Annotated in this window: 20 protein-coding genes; 17 read left to right on the top strand and 3 right to left on the bottom strand. The window is 50.9% G+C overall.

Annotated features, from left to right (window positions below):
• The first annotated feature begins 65 nt into the window (after positions 1–65).
• Together AB4O08_RS27660 and AB4O08_RS27655 are read left to right on the top strand one after the other, a co-directional pair.
• Positions 66–2,048 carry an ATP-binding protein gene (locus AB4O08_RS27660; RefSeq protein WP_078833757.1) on the top strand — a complete coding sequence of 661 codons (1,983 nt, stop codon included), beginning with the start codon at positions 66–68 and terminating at the stop codon, positions 2,046–2,048.
• 205 nt (positions 2,049–2,253) lie between these two features.
• Entirely contained in the window at positions 2,254–3,633 is a 1,380-nt protein-coding gene (locus AB4O08_RS27655; protein ID WP_460114582.1) for a DUF6035 family protein, read from the top strand.
• Between the two features lie 58 nt (positions 3,634–3,691).
• Here AB4O08_RS27655 and AB4O08_RS27650 read toward each other — a convergent pair whose 3' ends face one another.
• Together AB4O08_RS27650 and AB4O08_RS27645 are read right to left on the bottom strand one after the other, a co-directional pair.
• On the bottom strand, positions 3,692–4,168 hold the full coding sequence (locus AB4O08_RS27650; RefSeq protein WP_078833758.1) for a hypothetical protein: 477 nt from the start codon (positions 4,166–4,168) through the stop codon (positions 3,692–3,694).
• Between the two features lie 87 nt (positions 4,169–4,255).
• Positions 4,256–5,536, bottom strand: a complete 1,281-nt coding sequence (locus AB4O08_RS27645; RefSeq protein WP_460114581.1) for a tyrosine-type recombinase/integrase — start codon at positions 5,534–5,536, stop codon at positions 4,256–4,258.
• 1,599 nt (positions 5,537–7,135) lie between these two features.
• Between AB4O08_RS27645 and AB4O08_RS27640 the strand changes: the two genes are divergently transcribed.
• The 4 genes from AB4O08_RS27640 (at position 7,136) to AB4O08_RS27625 (ending at position 11,607) form a co-directional block, all read left to right on the top strand.
• Positions 7,136–8,983 (top strand): Mu transposase C-terminal domain-containing protein, encoded by a 1,848-nt coding sequence (locus AB4O08_RS27640; RefSeq protein ID WP_460114580.1) that lies wholly within the window; start codon positions 7,136–7,138, stop codon positions 8,981–8,983.
• 10 nt (positions 8,984–8,993) lie between these two features.
• Positions 8,994–9,896 carry a TniB family NTP-binding protein gene (locus AB4O08_RS27635; protein ID WP_460114579.1) on the top strand — a complete coding sequence of 301 codons (903 nt, stop codon included), beginning with the start codon at positions 8,994–8,996 and terminating at the stop codon, positions 9,894–9,896.
• 2 nt (positions 9,897–9,898) lie between these two features.
• A complete protein-coding gene (locus tag AB4O08_RS27630; RefSeq protein ID WP_460114578.1) occupies positions 9,899–10,657 on the top strand; it encodes a hypothetical protein in 759 nt (252 codons plus the stop codon).
• Between the two features lie 566 nt (positions 10,658–11,223).
• Positions 11,224–11,607 (top strand): hypothetical protein, encoded by a 384-nt coding sequence (locus AB4O08_RS27625; RefSeq protein WP_460114577.1) that lies wholly within the window; start codon positions 11,224–11,226, stop codon positions 11,605–11,607.
• 850 nt (positions 11,608–12,457) lie between these two features.
• Here the strand turns inward: AB4O08_RS27625 and AB4O08_RS27620 are convergent.
• Positions 12,458–12,928 carry a helix-turn-helix domain-containing protein gene (locus tag AB4O08_RS27620; protein ID WP_099311854.1) on the bottom strand — a complete coding sequence of 157 codons (471 nt, stop codon included), beginning with the start codon at positions 12,926–12,928 and terminating at the stop codon, positions 12,458–12,460.
• A 185-nt stretch (positions 12,929–13,113) separates the two neighbouring features.
• Between AB4O08_RS27620 and AB4O08_RS27615 the strand changes: the two genes are divergently transcribed.
• From AB4O08_RS27615 to tnpC, 11 genes are all read left to right on the top strand, one after another.
• Complete coding sequence (locus AB4O08_RS27615; RefSeq protein ID WP_460114576.1) at positions 13,114–13,563, top strand: hypothetical protein; 450 nt, start codon at positions 13,114–13,116, stop codon at positions 13,561–13,563.
• A gap of 21 nt (positions 13,564–13,584) precedes the next feature.
• A complete protein-coding gene (locus tag AB4O08_RS27610) occupies positions 13,585–13,980 on the top strand; it encodes a DUF6957 family protein (RefSeq protein WP_460114575.1) in 396 nt (131 codons plus the stop codon).
• Between the two features lie 428 nt (positions 13,981–14,408).
• A complete protein-coding gene (locus tag AB4O08_RS27605; protein ID WP_460114574.1) occupies positions 14,409–14,804 on the top strand; it encodes a hypothetical protein in 396 nt (131 codons plus the stop codon).
• Positions 14,805–15,573: 769 nt separating this feature from the next.
• Positions 15,574–16,401, top strand: coding sequence for a pentapeptide repeat-containing protein (locus AB4O08_RS27600; protein ID WP_460114573.1), 828 nt, complete (start codon positions 15,574–15,576; stop codon positions 16,399–16,401).
• Positions 16,402–16,641: 240 nt separating this feature from the next.
• Positions 16,642–18,354, top strand: coding sequence for an ATP-dependent nuclease (locus AB4O08_RS27595; protein WP_460114572.1), 1,713 nt, complete (start codon positions 16,642–16,644; stop codon positions 18,352–18,354).
• Positions 18,355–18,424: 70 nt separating this feature from the next.
• Entirely contained in the window at positions 18,425–19,735 is a 1,311-nt protein-coding gene (locus tag AB4O08_RS27590; protein WP_460114571.1) for a UvrD-helicase domain-containing protein, read from the top strand.
• Between the two features lie 220 nt (positions 19,736–19,955).
• Positions 19,956–20,810 carry a hypothetical protein gene (locus AB4O08_RS27585; RefSeq protein WP_213939592.1) on the top strand — a complete coding sequence of 285 codons (855 nt, stop codon included), beginning with the start codon at positions 19,956–19,958 and terminating at the stop codon, positions 20,808–20,810.
• Positions 20,811–20,945: 135 nt separating this feature from the next.
• On the top strand, positions 20,946–22,319 hold the full coding sequence (locus AB4O08_RS27580) for a transposase (protein ID WP_460114880.1): 1,374 nt from the start codon (positions 20,946–20,948) through the stop codon (positions 22,317–22,319).
• A gap of 468 nt (positions 22,320–22,787) precedes the next feature.
• The gene (gene tnpA, locus AB4O08_RS27575) at positions 22,788–23,105 is read left to right on the top strand and encodes an IS66-like element accessory protein TnpA (protein WP_015885959.1); all 318 of its coding nucleotides are present in this window, start codon (positions 22,788–22,790) and stop codon (positions 23,103–23,105) included.
• Positions 23,102–23,437 carry an IS66 family insertion sequence element accessory protein TnpB gene (tnpB, locus tag AB4O08_RS27570; protein WP_015885960.1) on the top strand — a complete coding sequence of 112 codons (336 nt, stop codon included), beginning with the start codon at positions 23,102–23,104 and terminating at the stop codon, positions 23,435–23,437. The genes tnpA and tnpB overlap by 4 nt, the downstream gene beginning before the upstream one ends.
• A 50-nt stretch (positions 23,438–23,487) precedes the next feature.
• Complete coding sequence (tnpC, locus tag AB4O08_RS27565) at positions 23,488–25,014, top strand: IS66 family transposase (protein WP_015885961.1); 1,527 nt, start codon at positions 23,488–23,490, stop codon at positions 25,012–25,014.
• Positions 25,015–25,117: the final 103 nt, after the last annotated feature.

Raw genomic sequence — 25,117 nt, 5'->3', positions numbered from 1 at the left:
AGGATTGCTGAAATACGCAGTGCTAGAGCCAATGGCCCGGAAGCACCAATCCATGGAGGAAATTGATGTCCGACCAAACCCGTCACCTGTCGTTGTTTGAGGAGGACTATCTTCTCCGCGAGTTGGGCCCCGTCGCGCATGTGCCACAGGTGGCTCTTACTGAGCTAGTGGCTAACGCGTGGGATGCCGGCGCAAGCAAAGTTGACTTGTTTCTACCCTCTGAGCCTGGCGGAACGCTGACGGTGGTCGACGACGGTCACGGAATGTCGGCCCAGCAGTTCAGCAAGCGATGGATGACGCTTCGGTACAATCGCCTCAAGCATCAAAGTTTCAAGGTCGAATTTCCTAAGGGCAAGAGCGCCAGATTCAGGAAAGCCTATGGCCGCAATGGAGTTGGCCGGCATGGGCTTCTTTGCTTCGGTGATGAATACCAGGTGGAAACTTGGCGTGACGGCAAACTGAGTACGTTCACTGTAGGAACGGAGTCAGGGCCTAGTCCTTTCGTGGTGCGCTCCGAGGAGTTTGGCCAACGTGAAGGCTCCGGTACACGCTTGTCGGTGTCAGTCACCCGAAAGCTGCCGGACGCGAATGAAATCATTACAGTCCTTGCAGCAAGATTCATCCATGACCCGGGCTTTCAGATTCGAGTTAATGGCACACCTCTAACCTTGGCAAAGCTTGAGCAGCATGCTCGTACGCATAACCTCGAACTGAGTGATGGCCGGACAGCAAAAGTCATTGTCATCGACTCCACACAGCAGAACCACTCGTCCATCCACCAAGGCGTGGCCTTTTGGGTTGAGCACCGACTCGTAGGCAACCCCTCGTGGGTCATCGGCCAGGTCGCAAACTTTGATGGCCGCACACGATTCGCTAAGCGCTATAAGGTCATCGTCGACACCCAGGGGTTTGAAGACCAAGTGATCCAGGATTGGACAGGATTTCAATCGACGCCTGTCGTTGAGGAGCTGTTCAAGGCCGCTGCGGATTGCATCGGCAAGGTAGCAGACGAATTGGCGACCGAGGTGGTTGAAGCCACTTCAGAAGACGCCTTGGTACAGAACCGGTCAGAGCTCAAATCATTAGGGCACGGCGCTCAACTTGAGGTCACAGCCTTCACAAAGGCTGTGGCACAAGCGCACCCGATGGTCTCTCCGGAGTTTCTCGCCACGGCCGTAAAAGCAGTGATCAACCTGGAGAAATCCAAGAGCGGGGCATCCTTGCTTCAAAAATTGGCCAATCTGCCTGCGACGGATATTGAGGGCTTGGATTCCCTTTTGGCAGACTGGTCGGTCAAGGACGCTTTGCGTGTGCTCGATGAGATTGATGGCCGGCTCAGCGTCATCGAAGCCATCACCAGGTTGGCCGAAGATCCAGAGACAGACGAGCTCCATACACTGCATCCGTTGATCCTACGATCGCGCTGGTTGTTCGGGCCAGAGTTCGAGTCCATGGAGTATTGCTCGAACATGACATTGAAAAGCGTGGCGAAGCAGCTCTGGGGGGAGGGCGACGCCTCGTTCATTAACGAACGCAAACGGCCTGACATCGTAGTGCTGCCAGACCGATCTACTGCCCAACTGGTGGGTATTGAACAGTTTGATCCCCAGGACGCCTCAGTCGCCCAAATGCAGAACATCCTACTTATCGAGCTCAAGAAAGGGGGCTTCAAACTGAATCGAAAAGAGGTTAACCAGGCCGATGGGTATGTGCAGGACATTGCCGCATCCGGATACGTCAACGGTTCTCCGTTCATCACGGCTTGGGTCGTTGGCCAGTCGATCGCCGCCGGAGTGAGTACGTCCAAAACAGTGGGTGATGAATCTCGTAACTATGGCCAAGTGAGAGCCACCACTTATGGCGCTTTGGTGAGCACCGCCAACCTTCGCCTGATGCGTTTACGGAAAACTCTGGAGGATAGGTACGACAATCTCACCACGGACGCGCTCCTGTCTAAGGTGTTGTCGACGCAGGAGCAGGTCAACCTCGACTTGGTCGCATGCAGTTCTGACGACGCAAAGGATGGGGCAATCAAGGAAGCTGTTTGATTTCAAGCCGAGACCATTTATGGCAGTGGGTCTCGGCGCAGCCAGAAAAGTTGAGACGCTGTGAAGCCAAGGAATGTCGGTTCATTCAGAAAGGAGTTTCCATGCTACAAGCTGCAACCGGGAAGCTGCTCTTGAAGTACGAGCTGGGCACAGATCATGTTCTTGTTCTGCACGGCAACATGTACAGTGCTTAGGGAGGGAGTTCGTGCGCACCTTAGAATACGCTCAGCCTACCGAACAGATGAAGCTGACAGATGTAATGGATCTGGACAGCGCAACGCCAATCGAAATCAGCAGTTTCCTAAGCCGTGAATTGTCCTTGGTCATACAGGATAGGGCGGAGCTAGCTTCTCGGTTCATTCTGGATCGAGACAAGCCTTGGTTGGTTTGCCAACTGTGCGGGGCCGCTCTGTTGCTGGTTCGTACACAACATCGTTTTTTTCACTTCCGCCATCACCCAGTCATTGAAGGGCTCATTCAATGCGACATTTCAACAAAGGGTGAGCTCAGCTCCGCTCAGATTACAGCGATCAAGTACAACGCGCAGAAGGAAAGCCAGGCCCACATCCGACTCAAAGGGATCATTCGCGACAGTCTGATTGCTGATCGATCGTGCGGCGAGCCCCTGGTGGAGAAGGTCTGGAAAGGCCAACCAGTCGCCGACCGTGCCACTTGGCGCAAGCCGGATGTCCAGGTCGTAAGGGGGAATGAGCGCATCGCGTTCGAAGTCCAGCTGTCGACCACTTTTTTAACTGAGATCGTCGGACGCCGGGAGTTTTACAGAGCTAATGGCGGGGCAATGATCTGGGTATTCCAGAGTTTTGATCCCAGCTCAACCAAGACAGCTGAAGAAGACATTTTCTTCCTGAACAACCTAAACGTTTTCATCGTGAACGATCAGACGCTGGCGCGTTCCAGAGCCACTGGGCGAATGGCGTTTGAATGCTGGTACGCGGTGCCGGAATTGACCGGTCGTACAATCGTAAACGAATGGAGGAGGGCTGAAGTATTTCTGGATGACCTGACGTTCAGTCCGGAAAAGCAACTCGTGTTCTATAACGATTACCTGTCACAGAGAGAGGTATTGGAAAGCTCCGTAAATGCTGATGTGCTGCGCCGTGACTTCCATTCTTTCTGGATGGAGTTGGGCAGGGAGGACACACCACAATCCCGGGAACGCTGGGTCGATCTGCGCGAGCGGATGGCAGTTACGTACCCAGATATAAAGCTTCCGAACTCTCATTGGACAGATCCATTCCAAGGGGTCGTCTCCATAGTGCTGAGCGCCCGCTATGGTCGACCGATAGGGTATCGATTCGAGCGATTACTCAATGTCAGCAACCAAGCCTTCGACTCCTACAAGCCTTTTCTGCTGCAATTCGGCTGGACGCTGGAAATCTTTGAACAGAACGAGCTATTGGCCGAACAAGATAAGAAGGGGACTTGGGCTAAGCGGCGCCAGATCATCCGCACTGCGCTGCAAGCTCGGGATGATGCTTATCGGCCCGATCGGCAATACAACCGTCTATTCGCATTCTTGGTACCGGAGCTTAAGGAACGTCTGATCAACATGCGTGAGTGGTGACGGCGGGGCACCGATAACCTCCAACGCCGGCGATGAAAAAACAGCCGTAACCTTATGATCAACCTTTCGTAATCTCAGGATGATCCATGAGCTCCTGAGCTTCACGCCAAGCTTTGTCGAAGAGCTGCGAACGGGTTTGCGAATACAGACTGGGTGAATGGAAGCCCACCGCTGACTCAAGCTTTCCAGTCTTTCCAAAATCGCTACTGGAGATCCAAACGGTATCAGGGGCAACCAGAACGGCTTTAGCCCCAATGTCGCGATGCACCGCGATCCTGAGCCAGGGTCTGGCCGCCTTCAGGGCTTGGGCAGCTTTGATGCAGTCAGTGTGTGCCACTATCCAGATATTATGAGGACGCTTATCCAGAATCTTTGTTATGTATCCAATATCGGCTAGGTCTCGGGTCAAGATCAGGATTTCTCCGGTGGCGCTGCTAAGTTGACTCAATCGAGTGCCCCAAGTGGATGCGCCAATTGACATTTTCGCGTCCGAGCACGCGAAGTCGAAACCGCCGTTGTCATTGCTGAAAGCCATCACGTTTCCTCACAGCTGTTTAGTGCCCGATCGTTACACGAAAGACGCGTGTGGTCGACATAGCTGCTGGTGTTTCTTGGAACGAAATCAATCGCGCTCCCTCATACCCAGGCGCTTGATAGAATGCATACGCTCTTGATCATGAGAGTGGTAATAGGTGTCTTGGGTGGTGCTGAGGTTACTATGACGAAGATCTAACTGCAGGTCTTTCGCCTTGCGAAAAGGCGCGTCAAATGTTGCCGATGTATGTCTGAGCCAGTGGGCTGATGCTGACCGTAGACTGTTCATTTCGTACGCCTCGCGTCCCTCAGCCTTCATCTTAGCTAGAGCGTTGTCGAAAACGGACTGGAGGAGGGTGCGCACTTGTCGTCCAGACAAGCCCGCTCGGCCTTCCAGCGTCGTGAGTAGAGGAGTTCGTTCTTTTTCCGCCGGTAAGTTCGGCAAGCCGAGAAAAGTGCGATAGCGTCTGAGGTACCGATCAACATACTCGTCCCGCACCGCAATTTTTCCTGGTTTGTTGCCTTTTCCGATCACGTGATACCACCAGTTGCCTTCAGGGTCTTGGCGGAAATCTCCCATGCAAGGCTCCCAGTTCGACCGGCCAACCAGATCGGAGATCCGAAGATACATGGCGAAAAGTGTAGCCAGGATGAAGAGGGTACGTTCATGTCGAAGCGGCTCAGCCGAAGCCATTGACTCCGCAGTCTCCAGTACGTAGTCCCATTGCAATGGCGTTAAGGCCCGATTTTGAGCTTCGGCATTAAGATTCCCGGTGAAATCCCGCTTATTTTTTACAAGTCTGAACGGGTTTAGGCTCACCAAGTTATCTTCGGCGAGGAACTCATAAAAACTGCTACATACCGAGAAGATTTGATTCATCGTTCCTTTGGAAGCCGCATACACCTGTACAGCATCAGCCTGGGCGTTTAAGGCACTAAGCTTTTGGCTGAAGGGTTTCCATTTTGGATTTGGGACTACGGGATAAACCACAGCGGTTTCAGCATCTTTATTAGCGATGAAGCGACCCCGTGTAACTGACCCAATCCAATTTGTCGGTGGATTCCTACAAAACTGCAAGTAGGCTTCAGCGTCTTGACGCTTTAAGGTGAAGATTGATTTATGCCTAACAATAAGGGCCCAAAGAAGTAATCGTTCAACGTGGGTTCTATAAGAGTTGAAAGTCTGCTCGCTACCTTCGTATGCGCGCAAGAACGAGCGCACGGCTCTGTAGCCTGCAGATGCGCACAGTGCAACGGGGAAACTTTCGATATAGTCACTCACAAAATTGATAGATGAACTTTCACTCGAAAAATCCTGATCTAAAAAAGCTTCAAACGTTTCAAATAGTGGATTTGGGTCAAAAGCCATTTTCAATCACCGACGCCAGGAATTGGGACTTCCAGTTCTGATAGTTACTGGAAGTTTGAGCCCTGCTCAAGGATAAAGTGATAGGGAGGTCAACGATGGTATAGCTGGAAAGCAGCTGTGGCAACACCCAAGCAAGTACGAATTATAATGCGAAAAACATTGACTTATACTGCGCAGAGTTATAGGCAACACCAATAAAAACAAATAAGATAATATTGTCAGTAATTAACCAAATATTGCCAAACTTTAATTTAATGGTAATTGATAGAGTGCCAACCCTTTCTGATACTGTATTAATATCTTGATATTGACGGAGCGATCAGCCTTTGTGACGCAGCCTCGTTTTAATTGAAAAGTATACTTGGTGTGACAAAGTCTCTGAATTTTTATAAACGCACGACCTCCCCGAAATTCGGGGGGATGGACACACCAGCGATTTCCGACATCTCACACTTTTTGCAAACCCAGACAATTTCTTGAAATTATTTAGACGATTTTCGTGATTTTTTCGTAGGAGAACCGTGAATGATCAGCACCAAGTCTCTCCAATTGCGCAAAATCCGAGATGCTTACCAAGTCGCACAGATGCTGCAAATGCCTCTGCAGCCCCCGCTGTGAGTGCTCTTGACCAGAATGCAGACCAGGAAGCGGAACCAGGAAGTCTCAAAGTTTCGTTAGCACTCCCGACGACGCCACCTGACAAAAAACACAATTAAATCATATGGATAGGCGAACTGGCTTAAAATTCCAGGCTCATCATTTCGTCAAAAATCGGCCCATGCCCGAATAGGATCAGCTTCCAAGACCCAGTGTTTACGGGGGTGAAGAGCTCTTCGGATGGGAAAGTCTCATCAAATCGCGACCGTCACAGCAAAAATCGGAAAGTTGTGAACGCTGGGAATTAACTAGACTGCGATAACTATCTGATTTGCAGTAACTTCGTCAAGTTGTTCAAAAAATTGAATGGACGGTTTTGATTTTCGTCCACTCATAATTCAGAAGAATATTTTTTAATAAGATAAATGGACGAATACCCTTAGGCCGCTTTCAGTTTGAAACCAAGTGCAAGGAGTAAACGGGCGCGCTGTATGCCGCTGCCTACTACGCACGGTTCGATTGAGTTCTGAGCTAGGCCAAGAGCATATCCTCGTTCAGATCGTTTTTGCATAAAAAGACGATAAAATCGATCAGTGCGCTATTAGGTGAGTGAAGCAGCAGGAGACGACACTATGTCTCGAAAATTGAATTCTAGCGCAACCAATTGATTTTAATCAATTAATCTTAGAAAGATAAGCTGTGTCAATTCATGAGTAATCAATGCGCAAAAGCTATTTCATAGCGTTTTTTAGACCGTTTTTGCATATGCATTTCGCTAGTTGTCAGCGTGTGTAATTAAAACATCAAAACAAAACAAATGGCTCGAATATTGACAAGAAATTAACTTCTTGATTGCACTCAGAAAAATCATCTTGACTAGCAACTGTCAATTCTTAACTAATTATAGTTTGAGATCTAGTTTGGATTACTTAACCAATGAATGACCAAAAGTGAACCTCGCTATCGCTTGATTCTTGTCAAAGGTCGTGTTGAATATATCAGATGACTCAAGAATTGGATTTCAAAATGAGCGACTCTGATCAAACGGCACTAGCGGAAAAAAAATTAGCAACTGTTGATAGTCGAATTATAGAGAAGGCGCCTGTTGTACCAAACCCGATGGTAAGAGTCCGGGTGAGCGTGGATGATAAGCCAGTCCTGCTCTATAAGGCTGAAGCCTCCACAGATGAGGAAGCTCTCGCGATCGATCGCCGAAAGATACTGAAACAGTATGATTCCGGTATAATATCCAAGAGGCGCGCCAAAGAACTCTTGAAAGTCAAAGAGTCGCGATTTTATACACTGCTAGGAGACTTCAAGCAGAGTACCGATTACCGAGGCATGATTAGGCAGAAAAGAGGGCCAGTAATAGGTTCTACACAGACTTCGCCTGAGTTGTTAGAGATCTATCAGGTTGCGTATGATAAAAAATATCGTGGTAAGCGTGCAGGTGTTGCGATAGTTTTAGATTATGCGAGAAAATTATGTCGGAAGAAAAATCTCGAACAGCCCACACGTCATGCCGTAAGTAAATTTTTAGCTACCAAGCCGGAGCGAGAAAAATTTTACCGCAAAAATGGTGAATCTAAGGCAGACCAAGCTTTTGATCAGCGAGACGATTTTCGCGATTTAGAGTCGCCGTTGGAATCGATCGTTATGGATCACACCCAGGTTGACATTTTACTTGTAGATACTGTGCATAGAGACGTTATCGTAGGGCGGCCTTGGCTTACAATTATTATCTGCGCCACGACTCGAGTAATTATTGGATACTATCTGAGTTTGACTCATCCAAATGTAATCACGGTTCAGCTTGCCTTGATGTCTGCGATTCTCAGGAAAGACAGTCAGTATAACCCGCTGCAAACTGACCCTGAAATATTTCCATTCTGCGGAATTCCAAAAGAAATTTATACTGACAATGCTATGGAATTCCTTAAGCAGGAGCTCATTGCTAAATGTGCAAGATATGGTATTGATTGGGCTCATCGGCCTATTGGAAAGAAATGGTATGGGGGGATCGTCGAACGTGTGATCGGTACATTCATGGTTCGAGGTGTGCATTTCTTACCAGGTGCAACTGGCAGCAACGTACAAGACCGTGAAGGTTTTGAAAGTGAGTTGAATGCTTGTCTGGATATTTTAGAATGCAGGGCATGGTTTGGTGAAAAAGTCACTGAATACCATGGAAAAAAACATTCTGCACTAAAATGCTCTCCTCGCGCCGCTTGGACTCATGCAAAGGCGGTAGGTCGAGATGATTTGATATCAATGGTCGATGAAGATGCAGAAAAGTCCTTCATGCTCGATTTCATGCCTTCTTCATACAATCATAAAATACATCCATATGGCATCAATTTCTCAACTCGGCGTTACTCTGCGCCCATTCTCGATAAGTACATCGGTGAAGAATGCGAGCTTAGGTATAATCCATACAATTTACTGTCAGTATGGGTTTTGCTTGAAGATAATTTTCATGAGATTCCATGCGTTAGAGCCCGCAGCAACTTGTCGGCGGACTGGGAAGTTTATAATAAATCATTATGGATTTCTAGGACTCACAAAGATTACAAAAATCTTCCAGACGGTGCTATTTGTGATGATTTTGCTTTTGATTCAATGGATGTTCAGGAAGACATTGTAGATGGTGCTATTGCTAAAACTTCAGCTTACAAAGAACTCAAGCTGAATCCAGGCGGTACGTCCAATCAAGAGACTCCGTGGCTTCTTCCACAACCGATACCAACGCTCCCAAATGCCCTGATCGAGCATCACGCCGCGGAGGATCATCTAGCTGATGACCTAGACGATTATAAGCCTGCAATATTGATTGATACATTGGACGAGTGAGGGTGGTGTTATGAGTAACTATGATCATATCTTGCCGGAAAAGCGATTTCAATTAGATCTTGGTGATAGAGATCGTCTCAAAATTTGCAAAAAAGATATTTGGATTCCTACAAAGCGGTTAGACCCTTTGTTTGAGACAATCGAGTACGTTTTGATGAGTGAGGATCAGATTCAAGCGCCTGGCATGCTCATATATGGCGCTGGAGGTTACGGAAAGTCAGCAATCATCCAGCGACTGGAACAAATGTATGCTGTTGGAGATCAGCGGATCAAAGCGATTGGTGTGGGGGAAGACTTAGACAACAGTAAGCTACGGGATCTTATATGCGATGCGTTTGGAATCAAGCTTTCCAATAGTCGTAACTCAAGAGAACGTACAGCTCGCTTGCTGCATATCCTCCAAACTGAGCATTTTTGTGCTCTGCTCATAGATGAGCTTCACGATACCGGCTTCAAAACCATTTCCCAACAAACCAATTCACTGTCGCTGATGAAGCATCTAGCAGGCCGGCCTCTTTTTCTTTGCTTAATCTGTTTTGGCGATGCACGGGCGAAGGAGGTGTTGGAAAAAGACGATCAAATTTCTCGTCGTTATATTTATTGGCCACTGGAGCTATGGAAAGACGATACTGATTACTGTGATTTTTTAGCGACCTACGAGACTCACCTGCCGTTACGATTACCTTCTGAATTGGCTGGTAAAGTACTGAGGAAGCGAATCCTCAAACACTCTCATGGGAATATGGATAACATCGTGAAGATCCTCAAGGCATGTTCGATGGATGCCATTATCTCCGGGCGTGAGCGTATTGAGATTGAGCAGATTACTGATGATATTTCTTTCCTATGCCTGAAATATGGTCTCAGTTTAGTGCCGTCGAAGTCTCCAATTCCTGCGAAGCGTGGTAAATAGCCATGGTTACAGTATTGCACCAACAGCAAAATAACGCCTGTGAACAAATGTTCAAGCATATGAATCTGTCAGATTGTCCGACATGCGCAGATATTCTGGTGTTCTCAGGGAAGCATGGGCTCGGCATGTCAACTTGCGTCCAGCATATAGCTTACGTACTTGGTCGAAAATGTGTAGTTCTGAGCAATCAGGCGGCGGAACTTAGTTTTTTTCCTTCACAATGGCTAGCTGAGTATTTTGGACTATTCACTATTAAATGCTCAAGCACCCAGTTGCCTAGGTCGTTAGTCGCCATAGCAAAGCTTGTCGAGCTGAAAGTTATCGTGATCGAAGATTTTCAGGATTTTAAAAGCATTCCCCCGCGACATATATCCACGATCATAGATGATCTGACAGCTCTTCGCCGAGCAGTTCCTGGATTGTGTATCATACTAACGGTGGCCGACAATTCGCTATCTTGGCTTAAATGTGCAATATCTGAATTATCACTGGTGTCTGCGGTAGTAACGATGAGGCCGCTTTTGCGAGGTACAGATTTTTCGAGCTTTATTAATGGATATGTGTATGCGAAAAGACGCGGTTACCTTGATGTTTTTTCCGTTCCGAAAGTTCTGGAGCTATTGTATCAACTGTTTGAACTGTCAATAGGTCGCCTTGTGCTTGCTATTGACATGGTCGTTAGGGCTGCGGTCGAGCTTCCTTATGAATCTGTTCTGATTCGTGTAGAAGTCATCGTAATTTCCTTGCGGGTGCAGCGTTGAAAAGTGCTCTCCTTCCATTTGATGGCGAGACATTTACCAGCTGGATTTACCGTTTGTCCGTGTATAATAAGTTACCAAGGCTCTCAGTGGATACCGTTAAGGACTTATTTTTAGACGCATTGAGCAAAGGTAGTTTTGACCCTGATTTTGATTCGTCATGCCAATTCTCGATAACGTGCCGGGATGTCTGTACTCTGCCGAGACACTTGTATGAAGGGTTTTATTTGCATACGTCACAATGGATATTTCCCAGATACTACAGGCGTTCATACTGCTACCGATGCTTTTGTGAACAAATTCCAATAGTCGGACACCCAGCGGTATTGAAAGAGTGGGCCGTAGTGTATTGTACCATTTGCTCTAAGCATGGGGTGCTGTTGCAGGACGGGGCGTATGGTGCCTGTAAATTCTTAGCGGTTGGGTCTGAATTATTTAGCTTTCACAATGATGTACTGCATGGGAGAAATTTGGGGCGGCTGAGTCCCGAACAATATCGAGTAACCAATACTGTCCAGGTCATGATATCAAGCTCAGAACTTCATGCAGCGGAAAGCAATGAGCCTCTGATGGATTCGTTCTTCAGTTTTGTGAAATTGTTTATAGAGATAATGTTGTATCCTGATTTTGGCCCTTGTTCCCAACTATTCGCCAGAAATAAGTCATTGCCAAGTGATGTCGTAGTCTGGAAAAAACTTCTTTTAGGGCCTTTTTTGGCTTCGACTCCTCAAAGAAATGCAGCGATGTTGCTACTGGGATGGGCTATTGGCGTGGACGGTTCTAATTGCGAGATTTTGAATTCAGATTACATTCATACATTGTTCCAGCTTGGGCGGGTCTCAAACGTAGTCGGAAGCACTGAACTGGAGAGAATATTACGTCTGCTGAGTGCAGATCTTCAATACGCTGGAATCCATGAGTTCGTAGAGGGTTACTGTAGTAAATCCAACTAGAGAGGTGAGACTATGATGTACGTTTCATGGATAAGTTTACCTTTGCAGATTGAGTTGGTGGACGTACAGCGCGCTTTTGCTCGATCAATTTTTGTGCAGCTGGCGATAACAAGTGTCGGTCAGATCGTAGCATACGACTTATTTCTCGATCAAAAACTTGAGGTGCACTTGCCAATAGCTAAGCATGCGAAATACCGAAAACTAGAATTCAGAAATAGGCCTGATTTTTCTTCCCGATGCTTATGTAAAAAATCTCGGATGGTCGAGGTTGACGATGCATTTATTTTTTTTAAGTATCATTTTTATGACTGGCCGATTTCTCTAATAGGATCTAGGCAAAGCATTCACGTGATTAGCACAAGCAATCTTGCTTGGCGCTTAGAGACTACAATCAACTTGGTTAATGCTAAGTACGCCAAGTTGCGGATAGATCGCTAACCTTAGCGAGCCGTATTGCTATAGGCTAGGAATGTCCGCACCTAGAATAGCTCAGCGGCCTGGTAGTGGTTGTTTAAGTCTAACGAGATTCATTATGCTACAAATGTAGAAGTTTATTTAGGCGCGTGGCTGTGCAGTTGTATTCTCTTAAGTTAGGCCGGATTCTTGATTGAACCAGCGAATGCAAATCCATTGTGTTTATCTCATGAGCAACCCAAACCCGACTACGGGCGAGGTGGTATAGACCGAAGGTACCAACCAAAAAAAGTCCGAGAATGGAAAAAACTGTGGTCGCCAAACAGTGGAGGTTCGCAGGTTGGAGTAGCGGGGCCGTCACCGGATCCGCTTAAGGGTTGGCCATTGAGGCTAACAACCTGTCGCTCATGGCACCTTGCCACAAATGTACTTAATCCTAGTTTAGCCAGTATTCCCTGACCGACGACAAAGCGATTCCTAGCTTTTCAGCAACTTGGCGCTGAGTGAGGCCGTCTGCCTGCAGCTTAAGGACGGCTTTCTCGTTATCTAGATTTAACGGTTTGCCGCGTGTTCGCTTGACGAGCTCACCTGCAGCATCGAACTGCTCACCGAGAGCTTTCATACCGCCCTCATCTTGGAATTTCGATGAGTCTCCGATGGCACTGTGAAGCACCTCCAGAGGCGAGCGCCCATCTTTTTGAGCGATAGACAAAGCCAGCATCGTGACTGGGCTGATCCCAAGCGATTCCGCCAGTTCGACAAACTGATCCAGGGTGATGCTCGTCTGGGCGTTTTCCAGCGCGCTGACCTTGCGGCGGTGGGTGGCGTCCGAGATGTCGGCGTACCGGGCACGTCGTACTAGGCGGAGCGCACGAAGCACCCCTGCAAATGCGGTTCTTAATCCCATGACTTTCCCAAAAGTCAGGATATAGCCACAATTGACCTGTGCGAATAAACGTCAATATAGTGTATTATCCGCCAGGCATGGCGCTACGCTTGCGTCAGCCATCGAGGGATGTCGCGTCGGGCGCCTGCTGTCGATTTTCCCGAACCCCCACATCGCCATAGCGGTGGATTCATCCGAGACAGCTGATGTTCAGAACAGACGACAACGATTTGGCAGGTATCCCAGGATTGTTCGGCGATGGGCTTGCGCACTGGCATGCGGTTTCCCGCATGCTCCGAAAGCACTGGTTCCACCTAACTGTAAAAATGGTTGTAAAGGGTAGGGCGCAAGAGTTTGAGCTGATGGTCAATGACGAGCCCAAGCTCCAGCAAGTGCTCCAGTCACAAGACGATGAAGTCTTCGTCAAAGAGATTCAAATTGTCACCCCAGCCAACATGAATGGTGGCGACGCATGGCGCATGGAGAAGGTCGACAGCTTGGCCCTGGGTCACGATTCTGATGGTGACGCCGTCTGTGTAGTGACGGTTGAGGGTGGCTCGATTTATCACGACTCGTATCGCTCCAGCCTGGATGTAACGACGTTGACCAACGTGCGCACTCTTTACAATCGCAACGCTGGGCAAGGCGTTCACTGACTCGTCAGAGGAGCAGCGGGAATGGCTAGCGCGGATGGTGACGAGCTGTTGAATGATGACCATACTTTTATTGAAGGCGCATCACTGAGTTTGGACGAGGCTCGTACATTTGTGTCTGAGCGCTTTCCGAGGAAAGCTTATTGCTTGGTGGAGCAGTGGACTCTTTTCCAGGCAGACGTATCTGCTGATGATCTGGCCAAGATTCACGCCGCAGGGCATCTTCCATTGGTGGTCTTTGCCCATCGAGTGATAGAAGATAGCCGTGGTCGCTTTCAGCCTGGTGATTGGGTGCGGTCGAGTATGTGCACATCGTTCGACGGTAGCATTCTGGCTGAAACCAAGAACACCGTGTATGTGTTGGTCGGCCCCGGTCGACGCCAAACGGCGAGTCTGAAAACGATTTTCTCTTTTTTCTGATCGCGTATAGCAGTGGTCAGTCCATCTGGTAAGGACACTTAATGCCCGGCTCCATCGATGTAGATTTTCACAGCAAACAGCATTCTGACTTTGATCTCCAGTGCATAGCCGGAGCCGTTTCCCAAGGCTTCGCTGAACCGGTTACTGCATACCTCACTGAAGCGTTCATCAAGTCTCGGACATGTGTTGGAGTCGTATTCGGACATCAAGGGGGCGACCCTCACGGAAGGTTCGAAGACGGCCGGGTTATCCAAACCGGTGTTGTGGTGATGGCTCAGAAGGAAGAGGGTTATTGGGTCTTATCAGATGAGGCGGGCAGCAGGTACGTGCTTGTTACATTTCGACCGGATGGTGGAAGCGAGAGTCTGCTGAATTACCTAAGAACGGCAGAACCGCAACCAGAGCTATCTTGCTGAGCTGAGCTGTACATGAACGATATTCCAACAAACGGCCATGCCTTACCTGAAATCAAGATTGAAGAGTTCAGAGTGCGTTATCCGCAGCTTTTCTCGGATCCCAGAGTCGATGAGATCTACTGTGATCCAGGTTGGGGCGGTCTTCTCTTGGTTCTTTGCGATACCTTGCAGTCGCATCTAACGCGGCATCCTGACGTCCCGCCGGTGACTGTCGCCCAAATCAAATCTAAATTTGGCGAGCTTCATTTCTTTTATGACGGTGGTGATGCGTACTGCCGTGGAGCTGTTGATTTGGCAGCCGGCCTTTCGCTCAAAACTTATGAAAGGTGTGGGGCTCCTGGCAAGCTTATAGAAGGGCAGTGGGTTAGCACGCTGTGTTCGACCCACGACGGTAGCAGTACCGAATAAAGCCGTAGGATCCGACTCGTTTAACTGGGCTGGCGTGCCGCTTTCGCGGATGGCTGTCGTGAACCGAGCCACTCCGCGTCTCGGCCCTGCCGGGCTTCCATCCTCACGTCTTCGGCCATAGGCCTGCGCGCTCCGCTTACGTGGGGCGCTGATCGGTGCTAACGATTTTTAGATTTGAAATTGAAGCGAATTTGAATGTCCTTCACCTGGGAGGGTGGATGGTTCTCAGTCCTTCGGCTTTAAACATGAGGCTGGAAAATTTACTCACTCGATCATCACGCTTTGGTAGTAGCCAGGCCACATTGAGCGAAGCGTTACCTTGCATAAGCTCGTTGATAATATTTTCTTCTTATTAGAGATTCTGACAATTCTTCGACCCGCAATCACGTTACCCACCACTACCTCAGATGGCAGAACCCATATCCAATTCGTCATCCTTCGCTCTCATCAAATCGCCCAAGTCGAATCACAGCCTACCAAACCCAAAGCAGCGGCATGCAGCGGTCTTTCTGCGAAAATCAGTTTTTTGATGTCACTAACCGCGACTCGACGGACGAATTAAGTACAGTAATGGATAGATCTGCTGGGCTAGTGTCTGCGACTTGACTTTTAGAGAGAGAATTTTCAGTATTGCCATTGCGCCAATGACGGTGGCGTTCAGCCCTAGCTAGATAAAGCCTCTGCACCGTTGCTTCAACTTCTTCATCCCAGCCATCTCGAATGGTCAACGGAATACTAGGGTTCAACGTTGGCCCCGAGAGGTTTGGCCATGAGTCGTTTTGTTACCCCCTCCCTCAGTGCTTTCAAGTCGGATGCAGCTGTCCTGCTTCGCGATTTCCGTGACGGTTGTCCTGATGCCACCAAAAGGCTTGCTCGGTATTCGTCTCGTCCCAAGACAGAAATCAATCTCGCGACATGCCTGCGAGCCATCGCCAGAGAATACGAGACCACATACGAGGAAATCACAGCTGAAGAGCAGCTGATTTCTAGGTACGCGCAGCATTCCTATGCGCAGGGGTACTGGAGGCAGCCCTACAGCGGCGAGTTTCGTCGTGCTCGATTCCTGCTTCAGTTTGATGCGCTTATTGAGTGCCTACGAGATCAGGTGCCCCTTGCCGTCGCAGCCAAAAAAAGAAATGTAGATTTCAGTGGCTTTCACTTCAGCAGCTTGCTTTTCAGCAGAATTAGCCTAGTGCTTGATCGGAAAAAACTTCCGGACTTCAGCAATCTTCAAGCGCCAGAAAGTCTTGTGCACTCGCATTGGATATTGGACGTAAAGAGTTTTAGAAAATCCGATTTCAGAGATGCAAAATTCTATTCGATTAGCGTCGATCCGTTGGTACTCCCGGGGGTCAATTGTTGGATGGCAGATTTCGACAATGCCGACTTAACTGGAGCGGATTTTCGTGGATCCTACCTTCGAGGTGCGAGTTTTTGTAGCGCGAATTTGGAAGGAGTGGATTTTCGAAATGCCAATATTTTCGAATGCAATTTCACCCGTGCTCAAGGGGCATTTGTGAGCGGTAACGTTCCAGACGATGATTGGGACGTAGGCCCATGTGGGGCTGTTATTGCTGACGATGACCTTAAGTCTTAGTCAGGCCGAAAAACAGCAAAGGCGCTGTGGTGATATTTCGTTACTCGACTAATCTCAGCAATCTTCCTGCTCGCGTGAGGTTAGCCATGACCCCGCGCGAAGTAGGCGAGAGGCTTCTCAGCATTCGCCGTCTCCATTCTGTGATTAGTGCAGACGAAAGAAGTGGGCCAGTCGGTAAGAAATCATCGAGTGTCGAATCTCCGGCTTTTCATATGGACGCTAACCGTGAAGGACTGACTTATGCGAATTGCAAAGCTTGAAGTCCAAAACTTTCGGGGTATTAAACTATTAGTCTGGTCTCCCGGGTCTCAAGCGCTGTGTTGCATTATTGGCCCAGGCGACAGTGCAAAAACCACCGTCTTGGATGCGGTTGAAGCGTCATTGTCGTCGAGGTGGTTCACATTCAATGAAGCAGATTTCCATGAGGGAGACACTCAGTCCGTCATAAAAATCGAGGTCACGATAGGGGAGCTATCTAAGGCGTTACTTTCCGACCAGCGGTTTGGCTTGTACATCAGAGGCCTGAGATCTGATGGAATTATTCATGACGAACCAGCGGCAGATCATGAGCCGGTACTGACCGTCAGGCTCACTGTCGACGCGACCATGGAACCGGTGTGGGAACTCGTTTGCGACCGTTATCCAACACCGCGTGTTCTATCCAACCGTGATCGCTCTCTCTTTGGAGTGGTGCGCCTAGCCGGGGAAGAAGCTCGTCATCTGACCTGGGGGCAGGGCTCCGTACTTGCTAGGATGACAGGCGACCAAGAGGGCGCTGCGCAGCAACTTGCAGAGGCGTATCGGGTCGCTAAGCAAACAGCCAATCTGTCATCAATTCCCTCGCTGGTAGCGGCAGCCGAACGTGCTGAGCAATTGGCCAAGGAGTTAGGCGCATACGTTAAGGAAGGCTTTGCTCCGGATCTTGAGCTCGGTAGAGGCGGATTTAGCTCAGGATCTATCGCGCTGCATGATGGTACGACACCACTTAGGCTGTCCGGCCTAGGCACGCGTCGATTAGCAACTCTCGCAATCCAGCGAGCCTCGATCATGGAAGGAGCCATCGTCCTGGTTGATGAGTTGGAGCAGGGACTTGAGCCTCATCGTGTTCTTGGAGCGGTTTCGGCCCTTCGGACGGCCCATGAGCGAGCATTCACTGCACGCGTTGCGACGGGTCAACTCCTGATTACGACCCACTCGGATGTAGTACTTTCAGAGCTGAAGAGCGAATCGATCTTTGTAATGCGTCGGTTCAATGGTCTCGCATGGATCAATCAGGCGCAGACGGATGCGTTGGCTAAAGTCCTGAAGCACGCGCCTAGAGCCTTATTCGCTCGCAGGATCCTTGTCTGTGAGGGCGCCACTGAACTTGGCCTGATTCTCGGGCTACGAGAACTCTACAGGCCTCGCCACAATGATGTTCCAGTTGAGCATCTTGGATCGGCTATCGTCGATGGTAATGGAGCAGCCGCCCCTTCACTCGCACTCGCGCTGGCAGGATTAGGGTATAGCACCGGTTTGTTTCGAGACTCTGATCGGCGTTTACCTGCGGCAACCTCCGCGAGTCTCCAGCAGATAAACGTGGCAGTTTTCGAATACGGGGACGACCTTTGTACTGAGCAAGCCATTTTGCAAGCAAGTTGGCCTGACATCGTTGATATGCTGCTTAGAGCTACGACGAATACGTTGGGGTCAGCGACTATCCTGGCGCAGCTGAGACCTTCGTTTCCAGGCAGTGATATAACCGCACCCTTTGCTAACTGGATTCCCGCAGCGCCGGGGAGTGGGGGAAACCAATCTCGCATTGCGGAGCTTGCGGTTCAGTACAATTGGTTCAAGTCGGAAGAGCGGGGACGCGCCATCGCACCTTCTGTTAATCAGCTTGTAGAGCAAGGCCAACCCAGCCGATTGTCTCTTTGCCTTAAAGCAATAGAGCGGTGGCTGTATGTCCAGTGACCTTGATTGGCTCTTCAACTTGAGTTGTCGCTCAATCGTAGCTCCAGCCGGATATGGAAAAACGGAGATCTTGGCCAAGGCAGCCGCCTACTTTCCACGTTCGCTAATTCTTACTCATACCCATGCCGGCGTGCATGCCATTAGCGATCGTGTGAAGCGCCTGGGCATTCCCAAAGAGCGGGTAGCAATCGACACCATTGCGAGCTGGGCAAGCCGTTACGCATATGCATTTCCAATACTTGCCAACCATCCACCCAAAAATCCGAGAGGTGTTGAGTGGAACCAGGTCTACCAAGGGGCTCTAAATGTACTGTCTAATCCCATAGCTCAGAGGATCGTTCAGTCTTCCTACGATCGGATCTACATCGATGAGTATCAGGATTGCGAGAGTTTCCAGCACACCATCGCCAATACCTTGGCCCGCATTGTCCCTACGCTGATCTTCGGTGATCCGATGCAGGGTATTTTCGAGTTTGTGGAGTCAAAAATTAGTTGGAGTGCCGAGGTAGTTCCGAGCTTTCCAGTGGCGTATGAACTCACCGAGCCACATCGATGGAGCACCTGTAACCCCGCGTTAGGTGTCTGGATCGCCGACGTTCGTCAGAGACTACTTGCGGGTAGCCCCATTGATTTAAGGCAGGGGCCAATTAACTATCGAGCCGCAGCTAATGCCTTCGATATGTCGCTTTTCTTTGAAGGCATTGATGAGCGCAATGGATCGACAGCTGCAATCCATTGTCGGCGGGGGATTTGCGATAACCTCGCTAGAACCAGTAGAGGTGCTTATCAGGCCATTGAGGAAATGGCGGGCGCGCGCCTTATCCAGTTTGGTCAGCAATGGGATGCATCGGTGAATGCGTGGCAGAGAATTGCTGCTTTGAACGCATTGTTGGATGACGCAATGGCTCGCGACATCGATCAACCAGCGGCAGTTGATAACCTATACGACCTTAATGTTCGACGACAGGCCGCATGGGATAAATTTGGACTCACCGGCTCTGCAGAGAGTGCTGCCGATGTATTATCACATGAGAAGGCTCATCCACTATCCCGTACGCACCGAGGCGAGCTGCTAAGCGACGCGCGACGGGCTTTGGTAGAGGTTTCGTTCGGACGCAGCGATTGCTTGACGGTCGCATGTCAGCAGGCGCGTCAGCGTTTGAGCCATACAGGGCGTGGGCCGACAAAACGAGTAGTTTCTACTCCGTTGCTACTCAAGGGACTGGAGTTCGATCACGTGCTGATTCCCGATGCGACCCATTTTTCAAATGAGCGATTCGCCTGCGCGAAACTCTTCTATGTAGCGATTTCAAGGGCGAGATATACGTTATCGATATCGTCCTCTAGCCCGATTCTTCAGTTTCCCAAACCGATCCTGTAAGGATTGACGATGTCTGCTTATGGCGATCAGTCCACTGGCCCGTGATCGCTTCCGGCCAAAAGCCCGCCGCTCACAAGCGACCGTTGTCGACCCTTTGCAGCCGTTTAAGGTGTCTGAGAAACCAGGGGCGATTCAGATCAACCACTCCAGCCCAGGGAATTTTCTGCTCATTCGTGACAACCTAAAGCCCGCCACCTTCCAAGACTCAAGAGAACTCTGAATGTCGCTACCGACCAAAACGCCCATCCGCAACGTTCACATGCGGGCATTAGCGAGCGTCAACGACCAATTGTGCCTCACCCTGTTTATGCACGAAGATGTCGATGCGAGATGGCAGGAGTTAGCGACGTTGCGCCCGACTGAATTTACGAGCGAAGTGTTCCCTGATAACGAGTTCGCCGAGCGAATACACGTTCCTATGACACGCCTGTTGTCGTTTCGTGATGCTCAACTCAATACATCGCTGGGAGTGAGCTTCGCTTTCGCAGTCGAGCAATTGCTTCTCTTCATCGAGGCTGCTTTACGGCACTGGGGAGATATAGCTGAAACCCCCATTACACTGGCTGATCCCATTGATGAGACGTTGAATCAGCATTTGGTGACGCATACTGTGCCAATAGAGCCCTCATTGCTGAGGACGGTTAAATACCTGAGATTAAGGCGAAACCACGTAATCCACGGGGCGACTGAGCTTTCGAGCGAGTACTCGAAGCTCCTGAAGCACGACGCACCAGGTCTTCAGAGATTCTGGGAGGCACGTTCATCCATCCCCGGCCTGATTTTCGGAGACAAATCTCCAACAACCTTTTCTCCGAGTGAGACGATTACGTTGGTCAAGCTCGTCAGGGTGTGCCTTGAAGAGATTGATACTAGCGTTGCTGGTCAGCTGCGGCCAAATTGGATCTTCAGATCAATCAATGCGGGGCTTTTGCGGGATCGTCATGAGCTACGCGTGAAAAATCCGGTGGTGGTGGGCCGAAGAATCCGAAAGATCAAACATCATTCGGGCTCGATGTATGGTCTGCACGTTCAAGCTTCAGATATTGCGAGCGCTCTGGGAGAGTCACTCCAATAGATAAGGCAATACGATGCAAAGGTCTGTCATATAGATTCCGTTGACAGACCGCTTTTGGCCGATTCTGTTGAAAAAGTGCTCCCCTGTTTGACCTGCGGCAAAATTGCTTCATTGGCCGGCGGGGGATCACAGAGCATGATGGGACAATTATCGAGTGGGCAGGAGCGACTGTTTTACTCGTTCAACCTTGAATATCACATCCCAGCCAATCATCTTCTGCGCAGCATTGATCAGTGTCTCGATCTGAGTGACCTGCGCCATTACCTCGCCGATTTCTATAGCCCTATCGGGCGTCCGTCGATTGATCCTGAACTAATGATCCGCATGCTGATCGTGGGCTATTGCTACGGCATTCGCTCAGAGCGGCGGCTGTGCGACGAGGCCCATTTGAACCTGGCGTATCGCTGGTTCTGCCGGTTAAGCCTTGAAGATGAAGTCCCCAACCACTCGACCTTTTCCAAAAATAGACACGGCCGTTTTCGGGACAGCGATCTGTTTCGCTGGTTGTTCAATGAAGTGCTGCGTCGTTGCATGGACGCAGGCTTGGTCAAAGGTGAAGGCTTTGCCGTGGACGCCAGCATCATCAAGGCGGATGCGAGTCGGCAGCGCGGCGTACCGAGTGATGAACAGATCAACTGGAGCGATCCGGCCCTGAGCACTCGCGCCGTGCGTGAGTACCTTGAAGGCCTCGATGAGGAGGCTTTGGCCGAAACGCTACCGAAACGCCTGTCGCTGACGGATCCTCAGGCCCGCTGGACGGCTGCTCCAGGCGGCCCTGCTTTCTACGCTTACTCCACGAATTATCTGATCGATACCGAGCACGGCGTGATCATGGATGTGGAACCCACACCGGCTCATCGAACCGCAGAAGTCGAGAGCACCAAGACGATGATCGATCGGGTCGAAGCGCAGTTCGACATCAAGCCGGAACGCCTGATTGGCGACACCGCTTACGGTACCGCGCCGATGCTGGCCTGGATGGTGGAGGAAAAAGACATCGAGCCGCATGTGCCGGTGTGGGACAAAACTGAGCGCAAGAACGACAGCTTTTCGAGTAACGATTTCCACTGGAATGAAGAGGCCGAGGAATACCGCTGCCCAGCCGGCAACCCATTGCGCAGCGAATGGCGAGCCTTCAAGAACGAGCGTTCGCACGTCACCAAAGCCAACACCATCATCTTCCGATCCAGACAGACCGACTGCGCGACATGTCCGATGAAAGCCAGGTGCTGCCCGAACACTTCGATTCGCAAGATCGCTCGCAGCGTCCATGAAGCCGCTCGCGATGTGGCTCGGCGCATTGCCGCAACGCCGGCATATCAGCGCTCTCGCCACGAACGTAAAAAGGTCGAAATGTTGTTTGCCCACCTCAAGCGCATCCTGAAATTGGATCGCCTGCGGCTACGTGGCATGAGTGGCGCGACGGATGAGTTCACGCTGGCCGCTGCGGTGCAGAACCTGCGACGGCTGGCCAAATTTTCATCTCAAGGGCCACCAGTCACGGGATAGGTGCGCCTGCACCAAGCAAAAAACCTCAAATTAACCCACTAGCAGAGCAGCAAAGGTAACCGAAGGCCCAAAAAAACCACTCAATGTGGTGAGTAGGTTCTCCGGTGGTGGTCGTGCCTGAGTTCAGGCCATTTGAAAGTCCGACTTTTTCAACAGAATCGGCCGATTGCAGCCAATAGCGAGACGCTGCTTTTGACCTGAAGAGATTTCAACGAAGTTTCACCGACGTACTACTGCGTTCTTTTAGGTGGCAATTCAGGTGTCATCGGCAAGCTCGCTCTGAGGATTTAAGCCCCATGACTGACCGCTTGGTGTCAAGCTATCCTGACGTACACCGTGCTTTCGATGCTCTAGAACCGGCCGAGAAAAGTAAGCGGATGGCGAACACACCTACCGAACTCCAGTATTTAGGGCGATGGTGTCCGCGTATTTTAAGCGGACGCGATCACCCTTATCGCCAGGATTTCCATGCGCCAACGCAGCTCTTACCCCAAACCATTTAAAGCCCAGGTCGTCCAGGAATGCTTGCAACCTGGAGCGACGATTTCCAGCGTAGCCATCCATCACGGCATCAACGCCAACGTGATCCGCAAGTGGCTACCGATTTACCGGGATCAATCACCCGCAACTCTGCCGGCCTTCATCCCCGTACAAGCTGCACCCAAGCGCGCAACAGAAGAGACGGTGATCATCTCACTGGTTCTGGGCGATAAATCCGTCACCGTAAAATGGCCAGCCTCAGATCCGGACGGCTGCGCGTGTTTTATCCGTGGCCTGGCCCAATGATTCGTATCGACTCCATCTGGCTCGCCACCCAGCCCATGGACATGCGGGCCGGCACTGACACTGCACTGGCCCGGGTGGTTGCCGTGTTCGGTGCGGCGAAGCCGCACTGCGCCTACCTCTTTGCCAACCGCCGGGCCAACCGCATAAAGGTGCTGGTGCATGACGGCGTTGGTATTTGGCTAGCGGCGCGACGTTTGAATCAGGGCAAGTTTCATTGGCCGGGCATCCATCTTGGCGCGGAGGTCGAACTCGACCCCGAACAACTCCAGGCGCTGGTACTTGGATTGCCTTGGCAGCGAGTAGGTGCAGGCGGCGCAATTACATTGCTCTAATACCTGGCTTATAGCTGTGACCGGAGGACTGCTTTGGTAAAATCCACGGCATGACTTCTTTGCCCGATCTCGATCAAATGCCCCCTGAACAACTGCGCGCGCTGGCTGCGCAGCTGATGTCCAAGGTCGACACCATGGGCAGAAAGATCCATCGTGATGAGACGATCATCGAGCAGCTCACCCACGAAATCGCCATTCTCAAGCGACACAAGTTTGCTAAGCGCAGCGAGCAGATCAGCCCGGCGCAAGGCAGCTTGCTCGATGACCTGCTTAATACCGACCTCGAAGCCATCGAGGCCGACTTAAAAGCACTTCATCCCGCACCCGCGCAGATAGAACCACGCCAGCAACCCAAGCGTGCGCCGTTGCCGCCGCAGTTCCCGCGCACTGTGATCCATCACGAGCCGGACAACACTCAGTGCGCTTGCGGCTGTCAGCTTCAGCGCATCGGTGAAGACGTCAGCGAGAAGCTGGACTACACGCCGGGCGTGTTCACCGTCGAACAGCACGTTCGTGGGAAATGGGCCTGCCGGCAGTGCGAAACACTGACCCAGGCCCCGGTGCCGCCGCAGGTGATCGACAAGGGCATCCCCACTGCCGGCCTGCTGGCGCAAGTGATGGTGGCCAAATTCGCCGACCACCTGCCGCTCTATCGACAGGAAAAGATCTTCGGCCGTGCCGGCCTTGCCATCCCGCGCTCGACACTAGCGCAGTGGATGGGTCAAACCGGCGTGCAGCTTCAGCCGCTGGTCGATGCGCTGCGCGAAGCAGTGCTGGCCCAGCGCGTAGTCCACGCCGATGAAACACCGGTACAAATGCTGGCTCCAGGAGAGAAGAAAACCCACCGCGCTTACGTCTGGGCCTATAGCAGCACGCCATTCTCGGCACTCAAGGCCGTGGTCTACGACTTCAGCCCCAGCCGTGCCGGCGAACATGCGCGTAACTTCCTGGGCACGTGGAGCGGCAAGCTGGTCTGTGACGACTTTGCCGGCTACAAGGCAAGCTTCGAGCTGGGCATCACCGAAATCGGCTGCATGGCCCACGCGCGCCGCAAGTTCTTCGACCTGCACGTCGCGAATAAAAGCCAGTTGGCTGAGCAGGCGCTTCACTCGATTGGCGGGCTGTACGAAGTCGAGCGACACGCTAAGGAAATGAGCGACGAAGACCGTTGGCGATTACGCCAGGAAACGGCGGTGCCCATCGCTGAAAAACTGCATGAGTGGATGCTGGCCCAACGCGAACTTGTGCCCGAGGGCTCTGCTACGGCCAAGGCCCTGGATTACAGCCTTAAACGCTGGGTAGCGCTGACGCGCTACCTGGACGATGGTGCTGTGCCCATCGACAACAACCAGATCGAGAACTTGATCCGGCCGTGGGCGCTTGGGCGGTCGAACTGGTTGTTTGCTGGGTCGCTGCGCAGCGGCAAACGGGCGGCGGCGATCATGAGCCTGATCCAGTCGGCACGTATGAACGGGCATGACCCGTATGCTTATCTCAAGGATGTGCTGACGCAGCTGCCGACGCAGCGGGCCAGCGAGATCGAGCGACTGCTACCACATAGCTGGGCGCCTGCTTAGCTACAGGTAAAGCTTTGCTGGTTTCAGCCGAAACATTCCGAACGGAGAAAAAACTGGCTACGGCAGGCTACTACTGAACCATCCTGGGCTCTATCAGACGTCG

The organism is Pseudomonas sp. H3_E07, from assembly GCF_054668895.1.
This window is presented reverse-complemented; position numbering and strand designations above follow the sequence as displayed.

Coding starts and splice junctions, on each gene's coding strand:
- AB4O08_RS27660 (WP_078833757.1), top strand. CDS start 66: ATGTCCGACCAAACCCGTCACCTGTCGTTGTTTGAGGAGGACTATCTT.
- AB4O08_RS27650 (WP_078833758.1), bottom strand. CDS start 4,168: ATGGCTTTCAGCAATGACAACGGCGGTTTCGACTTCGCGTGCTCGGAC.
- AB4O08_RS27645 (WP_460114581.1), bottom strand. CDS start 5,536: ATGGCTTTTGACCCAAATCCACTATTTGAAACGTTTGAAGCTTTTTTA.
- AB4O08_RS27640 (WP_460114580.1), top strand. CDS start 7,136: ATGACTCAAGAATTGGATTTCAAAATGAGCGACTCTGATCAAACGGCA.
- AB4O08_RS27635 (WP_460114579.1), top strand. CDS start 8,994: ATGAGTAACTATGATCATATCTTGCCGGAAAAGCGATTTCAATTAGAT.
- AB4O08_RS27630 (WP_460114578.1), top strand. CDS start 9,899: ATGGTTACAGTATTGCACCAACAGCAAAATAACGCCTGTGAACAAATG.
- AB4O08_RS27625 (WP_460114577.1), top strand. CDS start 11,224: ATGGATTCGTTCTTCAGTTTTGTGAAATTGTTTATAGAGATAATGTTG.
- AB4O08_RS27620 (WP_099311854.1), bottom strand. CDS start 12,928: ATGGGATTAAGAACCGCATTTGCAGGGGTGCTTCGTGCGCTCCGCCTA.
- AB4O08_RS27615 (WP_460114576.1), top strand. CDS start 13,114: ATGTTCAGAACAGACGACAACGATTTGGCAGGTATCCCAGGATTGTTC.
- AB4O08_RS27610 (WP_460114575.1), top strand. CDS start 13,585: ATGGCTAGCGCGGATGGTGACGAGCTGTTGAATGATGACCATACTTTT.
- AB4O08_RS27605 (WP_460114574.1), top strand. CDS start 14,409: ATGAACGATATTCCAACAAACGGCCATGCCTTACCTGAAATCAAGATT.
- AB4O08_RS27600 (WP_460114573.1), top strand. CDS start 15,574: ATGAGTCGTTTTGTTACCCCCTCCCTCAGTGCTTTCAAGTCGGATGCA.
- AB4O08_RS27595 (WP_460114572.1), top strand. CDS start 16,642: ATGCGAATTGCAAAGCTTGAAGTCCAAAACTTTCGGGGTATTAAACTA.
- AB4O08_RS27585 (WP_213939592.1), top strand. CDS start 19,956: ATGTCGCTACCGACCAAAACGCCCATCCGCAACGTTCACATGCGGGCA.
- AB4O08_RS27580 (WP_460114880.1), top strand. CDS start 20,946: ATGATGGGACAATTATCGAGTGGGCAGGAGCGACTGTTTTACTCGTTC.
- tnpA (WP_015885959.1), top strand. CDS start 22,788: ATGCGCCAACGCAGCTCTTACCCCAAACCATTTAAAGCCCAGGTCGTC.
- tnpB (WP_015885960.1), top strand. CDS start 23,102: ATGATTCGTATCGACTCCATCTGGCTCGCCACCCAGCCCATGGACATG.
- tnpC (WP_015885961.1), top strand. CDS start 23,488: ATGACTTCTTTGCCCGATCTCGATCAAATGCCCCCTGAACAACTGCGC.